Below are 15,793 nucleotides of genomic sequence, written 5' to 3' on the forward strand. Positions count from 1 at the left end.
CACCCCTGCGGGCTTTCCTCCGGGCGCTTCCCTCCGGTCTTGCGTTTCCGACTCTATCAGATCTTTCCGATCCGATTTCCTCGGTGTGCTTTCCGACCTTTCGGCTTTCCGGCGGTTCCGACTCTATCAGATCCTTTCGGGCCTGATTCCCAGTCAGAGGGGGGTTGCCTTCCCGGCTGTTGGGCCGTTCCGACGCTCAAACTCTAGCGGATTTCCCCGGCGACTCATAATCGAGCTTTCGAAATGAATTTCGGCATGCCGAAATTCGTCCCGGCTGGGAGATCGTGCTGAGTTTGGTTGCCGCGTTCGCGGCGGGATGGCTGTCGAAGAACCGTTCCGGCTCCGTGACAACTCGAAGAACCCTACGGATCGCGGTGGGCTGTGTCAAGCCTCGCCAAGACCGCGCTCAGGTCGGGTCAGTCCAGGTCGGTGAGACGTCCGCCGGCGTCCGGCTGATCGTGCTCCACGCGGCGCAGCACACGGATCAACAGCTCCCCCAGGAGCGCCCGTTCTTCCCCCGAGAGGTCCTGGAGCAGGTCCTCCTCGAAGTTCGTCGCCATGCGCATCGCCTCGAGCCACTTCGCGCGGCCCTCGTCCGTCAGCTCCACGATCACGCGCACCCGGTTGTTCTCGTCCCGGTCCCGGGTGACCAGGCCTTCGCCGGCCATGCGGTCGATGCGGTGGGTCATGGCGGCAGGGGTCAGGCCGAGGCGCTTCGCGAGTTCGCCCGGACCCATCCGGTAGGGGGAGCCCGAGAGCACCAGCGTCTTGAGGACTTCCCATTCGGCGTTGCTGATGCCGAGGTCGGCGACCTGGCGGCCGTACGCGACGTTCATGCGGCGGTTGAGCCGGCCGAGCGCGGAGACCACCTTCTCGACCTGGGGGTCAAGATCGCCGAACTCGCGCTGGTAGGCCGCGATCTGCTCGTCGAGGCTCGGCTCGTGCGGGCCGGGCGTCACGGAGGCCTCGGGGGTCTCGGTAGGCATGTGGCGAAGTATGGCACGGCACGCGTTGGCCTTGAAGTCCTTCACTGTGTACTCTTAAGCATCGAATTTTAGAGTTGAAGTCTTCAGAGCTCAGTACTCCAGGTCTCTACGGACTTCCCAGATCTTGAAGCAGGTGAGTGTGACCAAGGCGAAGGGTGCAGCGATGCGCCGGATCCAGGCGGGGAACGCGCTGAGCGCGTTCGGACTCGGTTTCACCGTTCCGTACCTCTACGTCTATGTGGCGCAGGTGAGGGACCTGGGCGCGAGCTCCGCGGGTGTCGTGCTCGCGGTCTTCGCGATGGCCGCGCTGGTGGCTCTGCCGTTCACCGGCCGGGTCATCGACCGTCGCGGGCCCCTGCCCGTGCTCGTCGCCTCCGCGGTGCTGGCGTCCCTGGGCGCCATCGGCATGGGCCTGTCGGAGAGCCTGCCGACGGTCGTCCTGTCCGCGGCACTGCTCGGTGCCGGTACGGCAGTGATGCAGCCGGCGCTCGCGACCATGATCGTCTGGTGCTCCGAGACCGCCACCCGCACGCGTGCCTTCGCCACACAGTTCTTCCTGCAGAACCTGGGGCTGGGCATCGGGGGGCTGATCGGCGGACACATCGTCGACGAGAGCCACCCGGAGAGCTTCCTGCTGCTGTTCGGCATCGAGGCGGTGATGTTCCTGGTGCTCGCCGGGATCGCCCTGACCGTGCGACTCCCCCACTCCCCGTCGCTCCACGCCGCCCGGCCCACGGACAAGGAAGTCGGCGCCAAGGGCGGACTGCGTGCGCTGCTCGGGCACCGGGCCATGGTGCAGCTGCTCGTGCTGGGCTTCGTCCTCTTCTTCGCCTGCTACGGCCAGTTCGAGTCGGGCCTCGCGGCCTACGGCACCGAGGCCGCCGGCATCGAGCCCGCGACCCTTGGCACGGCCCTGGCCGCCAACACCGCCGTCATCGTTCTCGCGCAGTTCCTGGTGCTGAGGTTCGTGGAGCGCCGCAGGCGCAGCCGGGTCATCGCGTCGGTCGGGCTGATCTGGGCCCTGGCGTGGCTGGCAGCGGGATACGCGGGACTCGGGCACGGCAGCCAGGCCATGGCGACCGCCGCCTTCATCTCCACGTACGCGCTGTTCGGCCTCGGCGAGGCGATGCTGTCGCCGACCGTGGCGCCCCTGGTCGCAGATCTCGCGCCGGAGGCCATGGTCGGGCAGTACAACTCCGCCTTCGCCCTGGTCAAACAGCTGGCGCTGGCGGTCGGCCCGGCCGTCGGCGGGCCGATGGGCGCCGCACTGCACGCGCCGTACATCGTGACGTTCGTGCTGTTCTCGCTCGCCATCACCGTGCTGGCGCTGCGACTGGGCAAGCGGCTCACGCCCGTGCAGGACCAGCCGTCGCTCGCGGCGAAGACCCGAGTGGTGGCCGTGCACAAGCCCGAAGAAGCCGTCGCCGCGGCCCACTGAGGCCGAGTCTCACTGCGGCAGGGCGAACTCGCACCAGACCGCTTTGCCGCCTCCCGGCGTACGGCGGCTTCCCCAGGACGAGGCGATCGTCGCGATGATGGAGATCCCGCGACCCGCCTCGTCCTCCGTTTCCGCGCGGCGGCGGCGCGGCAGGTGGTCGTCCCCGTCGGTCACCTCGACGATCAGCCGGCGGTCGGTGCGGCGGAGCCTGAGGCGCATGGGCGGGGTGCCGTGCTGCAGCGAATTGGCGACCAGTTCGCTGACGGCCAGGACGCCGAGGTCGTGCAGCTCCGGAGGGAAGCGCCACGAGGCCAGCACCCCCGTTGCGAAGGCCCGGGCCCGCGGGGCCGCCTCGATGCCGCCGAGCAGGTCGAGGGCCGCGTTGTGGAACAGCTCGGCGTCCGCGCCCAGGCGCGTCGGATGCTGCAGGACGAGCACGGCGACATCGTCGTCATGCTCCGCTGTGACGCCCAGGGAGCGGATCAGCCGGTCGCACACCACCTGCGGCCCGCCGGTCGCCCCGGCCAGCGCACGCTCCAGCGCGGCCACCCCTTCGTCGATGTCCTCACCGCGGCGCTCCACCAGGCCGTCCGTGTAGAGGACCGCGGTGGAGCCGGGGGGCAGGTCGATGGCTCCTGACGTGTGCAGCCAGCCGCCGGTGCCGAGCGGCGGACCGGTCGGTTCCGCTGCACGTTCCACCCTGCCGTCCTCGTCGCGCACCAGAATCGGCAGGTGCCCGGCGGAGGCGTAGACGAGCCGGCCCTCGTTCGGGTCGTGGACCGCGTAGACGCAGGTGGCGATCTGGCTGGCGTCGATCTCGGCGGCGAGACCGTCGAGCAGCTGGAGTACCTCGTGCGGGGGGAGGTCCAGGCGGGCGTAGGCACGGACGGCGGTGCGCAGCTGCCCCATGACGGCCGCAGCCCGCACACCCCGGCCCATCACGTCACCGATGACCAGCGCCGTACGACCCGCGCCGAGCGTGATCACGTCGTACCAGTCGCCGCCGACCGCGGCGTCGGTTCCTCCGGGCTGGTAGGTGGCGGCGAAGCGCAGATCGTCGGGCTGCTCCAACTCCTGGGGGAGCAGGGAACGCTGGAGCGTGACGGCCGTCTCCTGGTGGCGGCGCTCGCTGGCGCGCAGCCGCTCGGCAGCCTCCGCGTGGTCGGTGACATCGGCGGCGAAGACGAGGACGCCCTCGGTCTCCTTGCTCCCGTCGGCCCGCTCCGCCGGCAGGCAGGTGACCGTGTACGAACCCTCCCCGCGGGGGGCCTTGGACTCCCCGCCGCCCTGGATCCTGCGGGACTTGACCGTACGAGGCTTGCCGCTGCGCAGCACCTGGTCCATCAGCGGAAGCAGACCGAGCTCCGCGAGCTCCGGGCATACGTCCACGGCGGTGGCGCCGACCGGACGGTGACCGAAAGCGGCGGCATAGGCGTCATTGACGTACACGACGCGGTGCTCGGGACCGTGTACGAGTGCGACAAGGGCGGGCAGACGGCCGAGGATCTCCGGTACGGAGAAGTCCTCCAGGGCCGGGACGTCGGGCGGGGGCTCCGGATGTCCGTACTCGCCGCGTGCCGCGGGCACCGAGCCCTCGGACCGCTGCGCCGGGGAGAGCCCTTGGCCGGTTCCCCGCGCTGCGGCGCGACGCTGCGTACCGGGGAGCCTGGCGCTCCAACGCGTGAAGTTCACTGACTTTCTAGCCTCAATGGGTTGTCGCGAAGGGTCACTCTGTGCAGGTGTGAGCCCACCTATGGTCACACGTCCAGTGTGTCCGACCGGACTGACAGTCGTCTTTCCGCAAGTCGCCGAACCGCCGTCAGGTCCCCCGGGGGCCACCGGGCGATCCGTCGGCCGACTGCTCCTTCGGCCCTTCTTCCGGGCCGCCGGCCGACTGGTCCTTCGAGCCGTTCGCCGGTCGTCTGCCTCCCGCCGCGAGTTCGAACTCGGCGCGCGGGTGTTCCAGCGAGCCGAGGGAGACGATCTCACGCTTGAAGAGACCGGAGAGGGTCCATTCGGCCAACACACGGGCTTTGCGGTTGAACGTGGGTACGCGGCTGAGGTGGTAGGTGCGGTGCATCAACCAAGCCGGGTAACCCTTGAGCTTGCGGCCGTAGATGTGGGCGACGCCCTTGTGCAGGCCGAGGGAGGCGACGGACCCGGCGTACTTGTGCGCGTACTCCTGCGTCGGCGCGCCGCGCAGGGAGGCCACGATGTTCTCCGCGAGGACCTTGGTCTGGCGCACGGCGTGCTGCGCGTTGGGCGCGCACTCGGCGCCCGGCTTGTCGGACGTCACGTCCGGGACGGCCGCCGCGTCACCGGCCGCCCAGGCGTGGTCGACCCCCTCGACCGACAGCCGGGCCGTGCACTTGACCCGGCCGTGCTCGTTCAGCGGCAGGTCGGTTGCGGACAGGACCGGTGCGGGTTTGACGCCTGCCGTCCACACAAGGGTCCGGGTGGGGAAGCGGGAACCGTCGCTCAGCACGGCAACCCGGTCCTCGCAGGAGTCGAGCCGTGTCTCGAGGCGTACGTCGATGTTGCGGGCACGCAGCTCGCGTACCGCGTACTTGCCCATCACCTCGCCGACCTCGGGAAGGATGCGGCCCTGAGCCTCGACGAGGATCCATTTCAGATCCTCCGGCTTGAGGTTGTGGTAGTACCGCGCGGTGTAGCGGGCCATGTCCTCGAGTTCGGCGAGAGCCTCGACGCCCGCATAGCCGCCGCCGACGAAGACGAAGGTGAGCGCGGCGTCGCGGATGGCGGGGTCGCGGGTGGACGAGGCGATGTCCATCTGCTCGATGACGTGGTTGCGCAGGCCGATGGCCTCCTCGACCGTCTTGAAACCGATGCCGAAGTCGGCGAGTCCCGGGACGGGCAGGGTGCGGGAGATGGAGCCGGGCGCGATGACGAGTTCGTCGTAGGCGATTTCGATCGCCCCGGCGCCCTCCTCCTCGGTCGCGAGGGTGGTGACGGTGGCGGTGCGCTTGGCGTGGTCGACGGCCTTGGCCTCGCCGATGACGATCGTGCATCCGCCGAGGACGCGGCGGAGGGGGACCACGACATGGCGTGGGGAGATGGAGCCGGCCGCGGCCTCCGGGAGGAATGGCTGATACGTCATATAGGGCTCGGGGGTGACGACGACGATCTCCACCTCGCCGCGCGCGAGCTCCGGTTTCAGCTTCCGCTGGAGGCGCAGCGCGGTGTACATCCCGACATAGCCGCCCCCCACGACAAGAATGCGCGTGCGCGGCGGGGTGCCGGGGGTCGTGCCCCGGGTGTTTGCAGCCTTCACCATCCCATGAGGCAACGGCCTCGGGAGTTTGTCCACAGGCTCGGCAAATTGTGTGACCGGAAAAAGGCTGCCGCCGGGCAGTCACGCAGCTCGGGCAAATGGGAAGCCACGCAGGTCAGAGGTGACGGAGGGGACAGGGTCCGGGGGCGCAATAGGGAGCCTTCCGGCCCTTGCTCCGATCGGGGGGCGCTCCGTGCGGAAGTACCCCCTTCTGAATTGACTCGGGCTCAACTATGTTCGTACCCGGTCGGGGTGTCACGTCACGACATGCCCGGCGGACAGGCGGGGAGGTCTCCGGGGGGAGACGACATGACCGGGGGAACGCTCATGCATATTCAGGATTCGCATTGGCAGACCGCTGTCGCGCAGGCTTCGGCGACGGACGGCAATGGGAACGGGCACGCGGGATCGGGCGGGGCCAGCCGCTCAGCCCCGCTGCGGGTCGACGCACAGCGCAATCTCGAGCACGTTCTGCGGGCGGCTCGCGAGGTGTTCGGCGAGCTGGGTTACGGGGCGCCGATGGAGGACGTGGCGCGCCGGGCCAGGGTCGGCGTCGGGACGGTGTACCGCCGTTTCCCGAGCAAGGACGTGCTGGTGCGCCGGATAGCCGAGGAAGAGACCTCCCGGCTGACCGAGCAGGCGCGTACGGCTCTCGGACAGGAGGAGGAGCCATGGTCCGCGCTCTCCCGCTTCCTGCGCACATCGGTGGCATCGGGTGCGGGGCGGCTGTTGCCGCCCCAGGTGCTGCGGGTGAGTGTGGACGGCGAGGAGTCGACCGTGGTCGCGGGCAGCGCAAAGGCGCTGGACGAGGCGCGCGCCGAGGTGGCGGAGGCGCACGAGGCGGCCGGCGGTGACATGCGCGTACCGCAGCAGCGGGCGGGAGCACAGCCCGGACTGCGCGTCGTGGCTCCGCGGCCGGTCCCGGCGGACGAGCAGGACGATGGGGGTGCGGCGGATCTGCTGGAGGTCGTCGGCCGGCTCGTCGACCGGGCCCGCGCCGCCGGCGAACTGCGGGGTGACGTGACCGTGGCGGACGTACTGCTGGTAATAGCCACGGCCGCGCCCTCGCTGCCGGATGCCGCGCAGCAGGAAGCGGCCTCGGCACGGCTGCTGGACATTCTGCTGGAGGGTTTGCGTCCGCGGTCGGCGTGACTTCGCGCCCTCGGCACGTTCGCTCGTTTCGGCGTAACACACCGTGTCCGCAGGGAGGTTCAGCCTTCCCGTACGAGTGATGCGCAGTGCTCGGATCGGCGGAAGTCTCCTCGGATGGGTGGTTGCCGTACAGGAGGGTTCGGCGTAGGGCCTTCCTGTGGCACGCTGGCCCGGTGTTCGGGTCTGTAGGTGCTTACGGGGGCTTCCGCGATGAGCGGTGACGGGCGGGACGCGTCGCTCGGCGGTGCGGGCGGGCCGGAGGCCGACGCCCTCCCCTCCTCCCAGGTGCCGAGCCAGGGCGGTCGCGGCGGAGTCCCCGGCGCGACCGGGCGGGGCGGTACGGCGGGAGCCGGCGGTCCGGCATCGGGCGGATCGGCGACAGGCGGGGCGGCGGCGTACTCGTCGTCTGCGGCACCCGCCGATGACGAGTACGCGGTGCCACAGCAGCGCGAGGCCGGCAGCTCCGGCTCCGCGCTGCCACCTCCGAGGGAACTCCTGCCCTCCGACGCCGAGTTGGTACAGCGCATGCGGGACGGCAACGACGGCGCCTACGAGGAGTTGTTCCGCCGCCACTCGGGCGCCGTCCGCCGGTACGCCCGTACGTGCTGCCGGGACACCGACACGGCCGACGACCTGACGGCGGAGGTGTTCGTGCGGACCCTGCAGGCGGTCCGCCGGGGCGCCGGTCCGGAGCAGGCCGTGCGCGCATACCTCCTGACCACGGTCCGTCGTGTCGCCGCGACCTGGATGAAAACGGCGAAGCGGGAGCAACTGGTCGATGACTTCGCGGTGTTCGCCGCGATGGCGATCCGCAGCGCGGATGCGTCGAACGAGGACGCCCTCGACCGCGGCGCGGACGTGCGGGCGATGCACGAGGCGGAGCAGTCGCTGGCCATGCAGGCGTTCCGGTCGCTGCCGGAGCGCTGGCAGGCGGTGCTGTGGCACACCACGGTCGAGGAGGAGTCGCCGAGCGAGGTCGCACCGCTCTTCGGGCTGACCGCCAACGCGACGGCCGTGCTCGCCGGCCGGGCGCGTGAAGGGCTCAAGCAGGCTTACCTCCAGGCCCATGTGAGCACTGCCCTCACCGCGGGGGGCGACTGCGCGCGGTACGCGGACCGGCTGGGCGCCTACGCCCGCGGTGGTCTGCGGATGCGTGCCGAGCGCGGTCTGCGCAAGCACTTGGACGAATGCGTCAAGTGCCGGCTGGCCGCCGGCGAGCTGGCACATGTCAACGCCGGCATTCCGGCGCTGCTTCCGGTCGCGGTCATCGGCTGGTTCGCCGCGGGGTACTCCCTCAAGTCGGCCGGGATCGTCGCGGGCGGGGCGGCGGCGGGGTCCGCAGGAGCCGGAGCAGCGGCCGTCGCCGCTGGTGGTGGGGGCGCCGGAGGGGGCGCCGCCGCGGAGGGGCTGGGCGCACCGGCGAAGGTTGGTGTCGCCGCCGCCGTCGCCGCGACCGCGGGTCTGGTCTGGGCCCTGTCCGGCGACCCCAAGCCCGCTCCGGAGCCGGTGGCCAAGCCGCCCGCCACCGAGCCCGCCGCGCCCGCCGCGCCGAAGCCCACGCCGCCCGGTCCGATGCCGCCCCAGGCGCAACCGGCGCCGAAGCCGACGCCCGAACCCACACCTACGCCGACTCCGAAGCCCACGCCGCCGAAGCCGACACCGATACTGACACCGACAGCCGGACCGCCGGCTCCACCCCAGCCGAGGCCCACGCCGTCCCCCACGTCCCCCACGTCCAAACCCACACCGCCACCGCCGCCTCCGCCGCCCGTGATCTACCAGGTGAACCGGCTGGAGTACGGGGCGTTCGGCGACCACACGGGCCCGGAGGTCCGCATGAGCGAAAGCAGCTGGCTCCGGCGGCGTTCGGGCATGTCGATCGGCGGCAGGCAGTACGGGCACGGGGTGACCGTCCACGCCAAGTCGTCCGTCACGATCGACCTCAACCGCCGGTGCAACTCCTACGACGCCCTGGTCGGTATCGACGACCTGGCCATCCTGCGCGGCTTGGGCGCGGTGCGCTTCTCTGTGTACGGGGACGGGACGCGGTTGTGGCGCTCGCCCGTGGTCCGCGGCGGCGACGCGGCCGTGCCGGTCCACGTGCCGCTCACCGGCCGCAGCACCGTCCGCCTGGTCGCAGAACCGGAGAAGTCCCTGAGCAATGCGGCGCTCGCGGGTTGGGCACAGTCACGGATCACGTGCGGGTGAGGGCGCCCCCGCTCTCCCTCTACGGCTGAAGCGTCGGTCTCCGTGGCACGCCGCCCGCCACCGCGCGTTGGCGTGGCGCCGCCGTCCCCGTCCAGCACGTGCCCCGGCGCGACAGCAGCCTCCGCAGCCACAGCTCCGTCGAGACCAGGTCCGCCAGGCCGTCCAGCGGAACCGCCTCCCCCTCCGATGCCGCACGCAGCGCCTTGCGGACGACGCGGGCCTCCACCAGGCCCGCGTCCGCGAGCAGCGGTGCCTCGAAGAGGGCCATCAGGTGCGGCAGCGCCGCCCGTAGCCCCGCCCGCGCCGCTGCTGCCGAGGAGGCGTGGGTCGGCGAGCCCCAGCCCGGGGGCAGGTCGTGGATGCCTGTGCCGACGAGGACCGTGCGCAGCACCGCCGATCGCGCGCCCGGCTGTACCCGCAGCGACTCGGGCAGGTCGCGGCAGGCCCGTACGACCTGGTTGTCCAGGAAAGGCGCGTGCAGGCGCTGGCTGCGGATCTCCGCGGCCTGTTCCAGGATCCGGTGGTCCGACGCGTGGCGGGTGAGTGCCGCCCGGGCGCGGGCCTCGCCCGGGCGTTGGACCGAGGTCGGGCGGGTCGCCGCCTCCGTCAGACGAACCGATACCTCAGCGAGCGCCTCTCCGGTCAGCCAACGCGCCGCGGGCCCCGGCCGTGACCAGGCCAGGGCGGCAAGCGACGCACCCACCGCGCCGTTGCGCAGGGCGGGCCCGGGGCGGTTGGCGGTCAGGAGCAGGGCGGCGGCCGTCTCGAGGCCGGTGCGGTAGGGCGTGCGGGCCAGCCGCCGCGCTGCGCGGTACACCGTCAGCGGCACGAACAGCGACTGCGGCGACGGCCGTTCGGACCGGGCCAGGGCGGTGACAGGCCTCAGCAGATGGCGTCTGCGCCGGTCCAGCAGCAGATCCGCGAGCCGCGCCGGATGCGCGTCGAGGACCTGCCGGGCGCCCGTGCCCGTGAAGTGGTCGGCACTGCCTGCGGACAGCCGCCCCCGGTGCCGTTCCGCAGTGACGAGGGACGGCGCGGGCTCGTCCGTCAGCGGCCCGGAGTCGAGGCCCGCGTAGGGCAGTCCCTCCTCCCCGGCGGCGACGACCACATGGTGCAGCCGGGGATTGGCGGCGAGGGTCCGGGCGCGTTCCAGTTCCGGTTCGCGCAGTTCGTGGCCGCTGGTGGCGAGGTCGTTGAAGGTGACGGCGAGCAGCCGTTCGCCGGCGCCCGTGCCGTGCCCGAGGACCGTGCCGGGCACCCCGGGCAGGCCGGCCGCCAGCAGCGCGAGCGTGCTGGAGGCGCTGCCTCCGGACAGGTCCGCGCCGATGCCGGGCGCGGGCGCGCCGCGTGCGGCGCGGCGTTCCGCGGGGCCCATCCCGGGGACCGGGCCGGGGTCGGGTGGCAGGGTCTCCGGGGCATGCCGGGGCGCGGTGAGCCTGGCGCGCACGGCCTCGACCAGTGCGTCCCGTACGCCGTCGATGGCGCGGGAGGCCTCGACCTGCGGTGCGGCGACCGCCAGGGAGGCGACGGGCTCGTATCCGGTGATCTCCCGGGAGCCCTCCCGCAGGATCAGCGCATGGCCAGGCGGGATGCGCTTCACTCCTGCGTACGGGGTCGAGTCGCGCAGCGCCTCCGGTGTCTCCGGGCATGCGAGCAGCGCGGCGAGGTGGCCGATGTCGAGCTGGGCCTCGATGAGGTCGGCGAGCGGGAGGGCGGAGGTCGCATACGCCGTACCGTTGGCCCACGGGGTGTAGAAGACGGGCCGTGCGCCCGCGAGGTCCCCGACGACGGTGATACGGCGGCCGACCTGGACGACGGCGGTGTAGCTGCCCGCCCACGCGGTCAGATGCCTCAGTGCACCGCCGCGCGCCGCGAACAGGCCCACGCGCAGCTGCTCGTCACTGGCCGCGCAGCAGCCGAGGACGGCAAGACGGGTCACCGTGGGGGCGTGGGTGCCGCCGGGGACGGCCGGCCGCTGGTGCGGTTCGGCGGTGACGACGCGCACCTCGTCGGGGCGCCAGTCCCCGACCGCCCACAGCGGATCGGGGTCGCCCCAGAGGAGTTGGGCTCCGACGGGGTGCACGGTGAGGCCTTCGTCGGACGCTCCGACGGCACCGACCGTGCCGAAGTTCGCGGCGATACTGCTCCACCCCACCAGCCACCGCATCGCCGCCTCCACGTGTCCCCGAAGCCGTTCGGGAACATGCTGCCACGAAGGAGGCGCGCGCGAGGGGTCCCGGTAGCGCGCGCAAAAAGTGAACGCGCCCCTGGCATTGGCGATTTGCCGACCGCCCCGAAGGTCCTCCCGAGCCCGGCGCAGGCCCCTGGAGGGCCCGGGGGATGACCCGCAGACAGGCGTTATTCGGCCATTTTTCGAAGAGCGCCGGAGCGGTCGTTTGAGTCCAACACACGGACCGGGAGGCGGAGTTCACCTCCCGGACCCTGTCCACCGCCCGCGGGGATTGAGGCGGTGGCGTCCCCCAGCCCGCTGGTTCCAGTACGCAGCGGGCCGACCCACGCAGCACTCATGGAAGCGCTCCCGTCCCGGACCGGCCAGAGCGCACGCGCAGGCGCACGGCCACACGGCGGGAGCACGAGGCCGCGTCGGCAACCACCCGTACGGACAACAATCTCGCCATAGGGAACTTGACCCCTTAACGGTCGGGATGCGGCGAACTACGCTGTGTTTACTGATGTTCTCCGCAGGCGCGCATATTCCGCAGGGCTCGGCCACACGCTTTTGCAGCCGGGACCGGTCGGGATGGGGGCATGCGGACCGGGAGAACCCAGCACGAATGCCGTGCGCGGGCAGTGCGCGGCAGCCGTCTGCGTGTCGAGGGGTGGCGCATGTCCAGGGAGCAACGCGGGCCGAACGAAAAGCTCGGCACGGTTCTCGCCCTCGCGGGAATCAGCAACGCGGGCCTCGCGCGTCGGGTCAACGACCTCGGCGCGCAGCGTGGTCTGACCCTCCGCTACGACAAGACGTCGGTGGCCCGGTGGGTGTCGAAGGGCATGGTGCCGCAGGGGGCGGCGCCCCATCTCATCGCCGCCGCCATCGGCGCGAAGCTGGGGCGTCCTGTGCCGCTCCACGAGATCGGGCTGGCGGACGCCGACCCGGCTCCCGAGGTGGGTCTGGCCTTCCCCCGGGACATCGGTGAGGCGGTGAAATCGGCCACCGAGCTGTACCGGTTGGATCTTGCCGGGCGGCGGGCCGGCGGTGGGGGCATCTGGCAGTCGCTGGCCGGATCGTTCGCAGTGAGCGCTTACGCGACACCTGCCTCCCGCTGGCTGATAACCCCGGCCGACCCGTCGGTCGAGCGGCTGCTCGACACCTCGGGCGGCTCCTTGACCGGCTCTTTCGCCGACGATCCGGGCGCCGTCGGCAGCGCTGACGCCGCCGACGCCTCGGACATGGGCGACACGCCCGCACGCGTGGGCCACAGCGACGTCGCGAAACTACGGGAGGCAGCGGAGGACGCCCGCCGCTGGGACTCCAAGTACGGCGGCGGCGACTGGCGTTCGTCGATGGTCCCGGAGTGCCTGCGGGTGGACGCGGCCCCGCTGCTCCTCGGGTCGTACTCGGACGAGGTGGGCCGGGCGCTGTTCGGCGCCACAGCCGAACTGACCAGGCTCGCCGGGTGGATGGCCTTCGACACCGGCCAGCAGGAGGCCGCACAGCGCTACTACATCCAGGCCCTGCGCCTGGCCCGCGCCGCCGCGGACGTGCCGCTCGGCGGATATGTGCTGGCGTCGATGTCACTGCAGGCGACGTACCGGGGCTTCGCCGACGAGGGCGTCGACCTCGCGCAGGCCGCGCTCGAGCGCAACCGCGGCCTGGCCACCGCCCGCACCATGAGCTTCTTCCGGCTGGTCGAGGCGCGCGCACACGCCAAGGCGAGCGACGCGGTGGCGGCGGGCGCGGCGCTCAGGGCGGCGGAGGGCTGGCTGGAGCGTTCGCGGGAGGGCGACGCCGACCCCTCGTGGCTGGGCTTCTACTCGTACGACAGGTTCGCGGCGGACGCCGCGGAGTGCTACCGCGATCTGAAGGCCCCTCGGCAGGTGCGGCGCTTCACCGAGCAGGCACTGTCCCGGCCCACGGAGGAGTACGTGCGCTCGCACGGGCTGCGGCTGGTGGTCTCCGCGGTGGCCGAGCTGGAGTCGGGCAACCTGGACGCGGCGTGCGCGGCGGGCACGCGCGCGGTGGAGGTGGCGGGCCGGATCTCCTCGGCGCGGACCACCGAGTACGTCCGCGACCTGCTGCACCGCCTCGAGCCGTACGGCGACGAGCCGAGGGTGATGGAGCTGCGGGAGAGAGCCCGCCCGCTCCTTGTGACACCTGCGTGAGGCACGCCGATGGCACCCGCGTGAGGCACGCCGCTCAGGCGGGCCTCCGGCAGGCGCCGGGCGGGGCCCGAAGGCCGAGAAGCGGACCACGTGTCTCCCGTGTGTCGGCTGGTTTAAGCGCGTTGTCAGCGGGCCAGTGCACTATCGGGGTGGGAGGTGACGCGGTGAGGGCGTCCGGTCAGGAGTTCGACAGCGATGTGCTGGTGGTGGGCGGCGGGATCGTCGGCCTCTCCACGGCGTACGCGCTTGCCCGCACGGCTCCGGGCACCCGGGTGACGGTCCTGGAGAAGGAACAGGGCCCTGCGAGGCATCAGACGGGGCGCAACAGCGGAGTGATCCACAGCGGGGTCTACTACCGCCCCGGTTCGCTGAAGGCGCGGTACGCGGTGCGGGGCGCGGCCGAGATGGTCAAGTTCTGCGCGGAGTACGGCATCGACCACGAGGTCACCGGCAAGCTGATCGTCGCGACCGACAGGGACGAGTTGCCGCGGCTGCACGCGCTGGTCCAGCGCGGCCGGGAGAACGGCATCCCCGTGCGGGAGCTCGGCCCGGCGCAGATCACGGAGTACGAGCCCGAGGTGCGCGGGCTCGCGGCGATCCACGTGGCGACGACCGGCATCTGCGACTACGCGGCGGTGGCGGCGCAGCTCGCGACGGCGTCCGGCGCCGACGTGCGGTACGGCGAGGAGGTCACCGCCGTCGACCGCCGGCCGTGGGGCGTCGCGGTGCGGACCCGCTCGGGCACGGTCGTCCGGGCGAGGGTGCTGGTCAACTGCGCTGGGCTGCACTGCGACCGGGTGGCGCGGCTGGCGGGCGACGACCCGGGGATGCGGATCGTCCCCTTCCGCGGGGAGTACTACGACCTGGCCCGCCCCGGGCTTGTGCGCGGCCTGGTCTATCCGGTGCCCGACCCGGCCTTCCCGTTCCTCGGCGTCCATCTCACCCGCGGCACCGACGGCGGCGTCCACGTCGGCCCGAACGCCGTCCCGGCACTGGCCCGCGAGGGCTACAGCTGGTCGGCGGTCCACCCCCGGGAGCTGGCGGGCACCCTCGGCTGGCCCGGCTCGTGGCACGTCGCCCGACGGCACTGGCGGTACGGGGCGGGTGAGCTGCACCGTTCACTGTCCAAGCGCGCGTTCACTTCGGCCGTCCGGCGGCTGCTGCCCGCGGTGACGGAGGACGACCTCCGGCCGGCCCCCGCGGGCGTGCGGGCACAGGCAGTGCTGCGGGACGGGACGCTGGCCGACGACTTCCTGATCCGCGAGGCGCCACGCACGGTGCACGTGCTGAACGCCCCCTCGCCCGCCGCGACGGCGTCCCTCCCGATCGGCCGCGAGGTCGCCCGGCGGGCCCTCGGCTCACTCTCGGAGGCACACCTCCACCCCGCCCGCTGATCCGGCTGCTGATCCGCTCGCCGAGAGTGCCCGGGGCGGAGCCGAAACGGACGCTCAGGCCCTGCGCTCCTGCCCGGCGAGACGTGCAGACGTGTCCTCGTAGAATCGGCAGCACTGTGTCTGAGCTCCGTGACCCCACCCCCGACGCCCCCCGCCACTTCATCCGCGCCAAGGGCGAGCCGCGCTTTCCCGGCGGGCCCGCCGCCGATCCCGCCGGGTCGCACCACGAGCGCCGCATCCGCAGCTTCCAGCCGCGGCGCAGCCGGGTCACCGCCGGGCAGGGCGATGCGCTCCAGCGGCTGTGGCCGGTGTGGGGCCTGGACATCGACGGGCACCGGGTGCTCGACCTCAAGGAGATGTTCGGCGCGCTGCCGGTCGTCCTGGAGATCGGCTTCGGCATGGGCGAGGCCACCGCGCAGATGGCCGCCGACGACCGGGGCACCGGAATCCTCGCGGTCGACGTCCACACCCCCGGCCAGGGCAACCTTCTCGGCCTCGCGGAGCGCAACGGCCTCTCCAACATCCGGGTGGCCAACGGCGACGCGATCATCCTGCTGCGCGAGATGCTCCCGCCGCGCTCGCTCGACGGGATGCGCGTCTTTTTCCCGGACCCCTGGCCCAAGAAGCGGCATCACAAGCGCCGGCTGATCCAGCCCGCCTTCCTCGACCTCGCCGCCCAGCGGCTCAAGCCGGGCGCCGTCCTGCACTGCGCGACCGACTGGGAGCCGTACGCCGAGCAGATGCTCGAGGTGCTCTCCGCGCACCCCGACTTCGAGAACACCCAGCAGGGCGGCGGTTTCGCGCCGCGTCCCGCCTTCCGTCCGCTGACCCGCTTCGAGGGGCAGGGGCTGGACAAGGGCCACAAGGTGCACGATCTGCTGTTCCGCCGGGCGCAGCCCGGCGCATGACGCCGGCCGGCGCCGCAGCCCGAAACACCCGGAGCGTGCCGTCGGCAGGCGCAGCCCTGCGCATGGCCTGG

General features: G+C 72.2%; 10 protein-coding genes. 6 read left to right on the forward strand and 4 right to left on the reverse strand.

Features of this window, described 5'->3' with window-relative positions; all coding sequences use genetic code 11:
* Positions 1-416: 416 nt before the first annotated feature.
* Positions 417-986, reverse strand: a complete 570-nt coding sequence (locus tag ACZ4SA_RS26745; protein ID WP_468279266.1) for a MarR family winged helix-turn-helix transcriptional regulator — start codon at positions 984-986, stop codon at positions 417-419.
* 139 nt (positions 987-1,125) lie between these two features.
* Here ACZ4SA_RS26745 and ACZ4SA_RS26750 point away from each other — a divergent pair, with 139 nt between their 5' ends.
* Positions 1,126-2,424 (forward strand): MFS transporter, encoded by a 1,299-nt coding sequence (locus ACZ4SA_RS26750; protein WP_468279452.1) that lies wholly within the window; start codon positions 1,126-1,128, stop codon positions 2,422-2,424.
* A 9-nt stretch (positions 2,425-2,433) separates the two neighbouring features.
* On the opposite strand, the gene ACZ4SA_RS26755 is transcribed toward ACZ4SA_RS26750, so the two are convergent.
* Positions 2,434-4,116, reverse strand: coding sequence for an ATP-binding SpoIIE family protein phosphatase (locus tag ACZ4SA_RS26755; RefSeq protein ID WP_468279269.1), 1,683 nt, complete (start codon positions 4,114-4,116; stop codon positions 2,434-2,436).
* 127 nt (positions 4,117-4,243) lie between these two features.
* On the reverse strand, positions 4,244-5,719 hold the full coding sequence (locus ACZ4SA_RS26760) for an NAD(P)/FAD-dependent oxidoreductase (protein ID WP_468279272.1): 1,476 nt from the start codon (positions 5,717-5,719) through the stop codon (positions 4,244-4,246).
* Between the two features lie 324 nt (positions 5,720-6,043).
* Here ACZ4SA_RS26760 and ACZ4SA_RS26765 point away from each other — a divergent pair, with 324 nt between their 5' ends.
* Complete coding sequence (locus tag ACZ4SA_RS26765; protein ID WP_468279275.1) at positions 6,044-6,868, forward strand: TetR/AcrR family transcriptional regulator; 825 nt, start codon at positions 6,044-6,046, stop codon at positions 6,866-6,868.
* A gap of 210 nt (positions 6,869-7,078) precedes the next feature.
* On the forward strand, positions 7,079-9,076 hold the full coding sequence (locus tag ACZ4SA_RS26770) for a sigma-70 family RNA polymerase sigma factor (RefSeq protein WP_468279278.1): 1,998 nt from the start codon (positions 7,079-7,081) through the stop codon (positions 9,074-9,076).
* Between the two features lie 19 nt (positions 9,077-9,095).
* On the opposite strand, the gene ACZ4SA_RS26775 is transcribed toward ACZ4SA_RS26770, so the two are convergent.
* The gene (locus tag ACZ4SA_RS26775) at positions 9,096-11,243 is read right to left on the reverse strand and encodes an asparagine synthase-related protein (protein WP_468279281.1); all 2,148 of its coding nucleotides are present in this window, start codon (positions 11,241-11,243) and stop codon (positions 9,096-9,098) included.
* 680 nt (positions 11,244-11,923) lie between these two features.
* On the opposite strand from ACZ4SA_RS26775, the gene ACZ4SA_RS26780 reads away from it, so the two are divergent.
* The 3 genes from ACZ4SA_RS26780 to trmB all read left to right on the forward strand — a co-directional run bounded on the left by ACZ4SA_RS26780 (position 11,924) and on the right by trmB (position 15,722).
* Positions 11,924-13,420: an MFS transporter gene (locus ACZ4SA_RS26780; RefSeq protein WP_468279286.1), complete on the forward strand. Its 1,497-nt coding sequence runs from the start codon at positions 11,924-11,926 to the stop codon at positions 13,418-13,420.
* A gap of 164 nt (positions 13,421-13,584) precedes the next feature.
* Complete coding sequence (gene lhgO, locus ACZ4SA_RS26785) at positions 13,585-14,814, forward strand: L-2-hydroxyglutarate oxidase (RefSeq protein WP_468279289.1); 1,230 nt, start codon at positions 13,585-13,587, stop codon at positions 14,812-14,814.
* 116 nt (positions 14,815-14,930) lie between these two features.
* A complete protein-coding gene (trmB, locus tag ACZ4SA_RS26790) occupies positions 14,931-15,722 on the forward strand; it encodes a tRNA (guanosine(46)-N7)-methyltransferase TrmB (RefSeq protein WP_468279292.1) in 792 nt (263 codons plus the stop codon).
* The last annotated feature ends 71 nt before the right edge of the window (positions 15,723-15,793 follow it).

This window comes from Streptomyces sp. NPDC027962, assembly GCF_055566095.1.

Coding starts and splice junctions, on each gene's coding strand:
- ACZ4SA_RS26780 (WP_468279286.1), top strand. CDS start 11,924: ATGTCCAGGGAGCAACGCGGGCCGAACGAAAAGCTCGGCACGGTTCTC.
- ACZ4SA_RS26760 (WP_468279272.1), bottom strand. CDS start 5,719: ATGGTGAAGGCTGCAAACACCCGGGGCACGACCCCCGGCACCCCGCCG.
- ACZ4SA_RS26770 (WP_468279278.1), top strand. CDS start 7,079: ATGAGCGGTGACGGGCGGGACGCGTCGCTCGGCGGTGCGGGCGGGCCG.
- ACZ4SA_RS26745 (WP_468279266.1), bottom strand. CDS start 986: ATGCCTACCGAGACCCCCGAGGCCTCCGTGACGCCCGGCCCGCACGAG.
- ACZ4SA_RS26765 (WP_468279275.1), top strand. CDS start 6,044: ATGCATATTCAGGATTCGCATTGGCAGACCGCTGTCGCGCAGGCTTCG.
- ACZ4SA_RS26775 (WP_468279281.1), bottom strand. CDS start 11,243: ATGCGGTGGCTGGTGGGGTGGAGCAGTATCGCCGCGAACTTCGGCACG.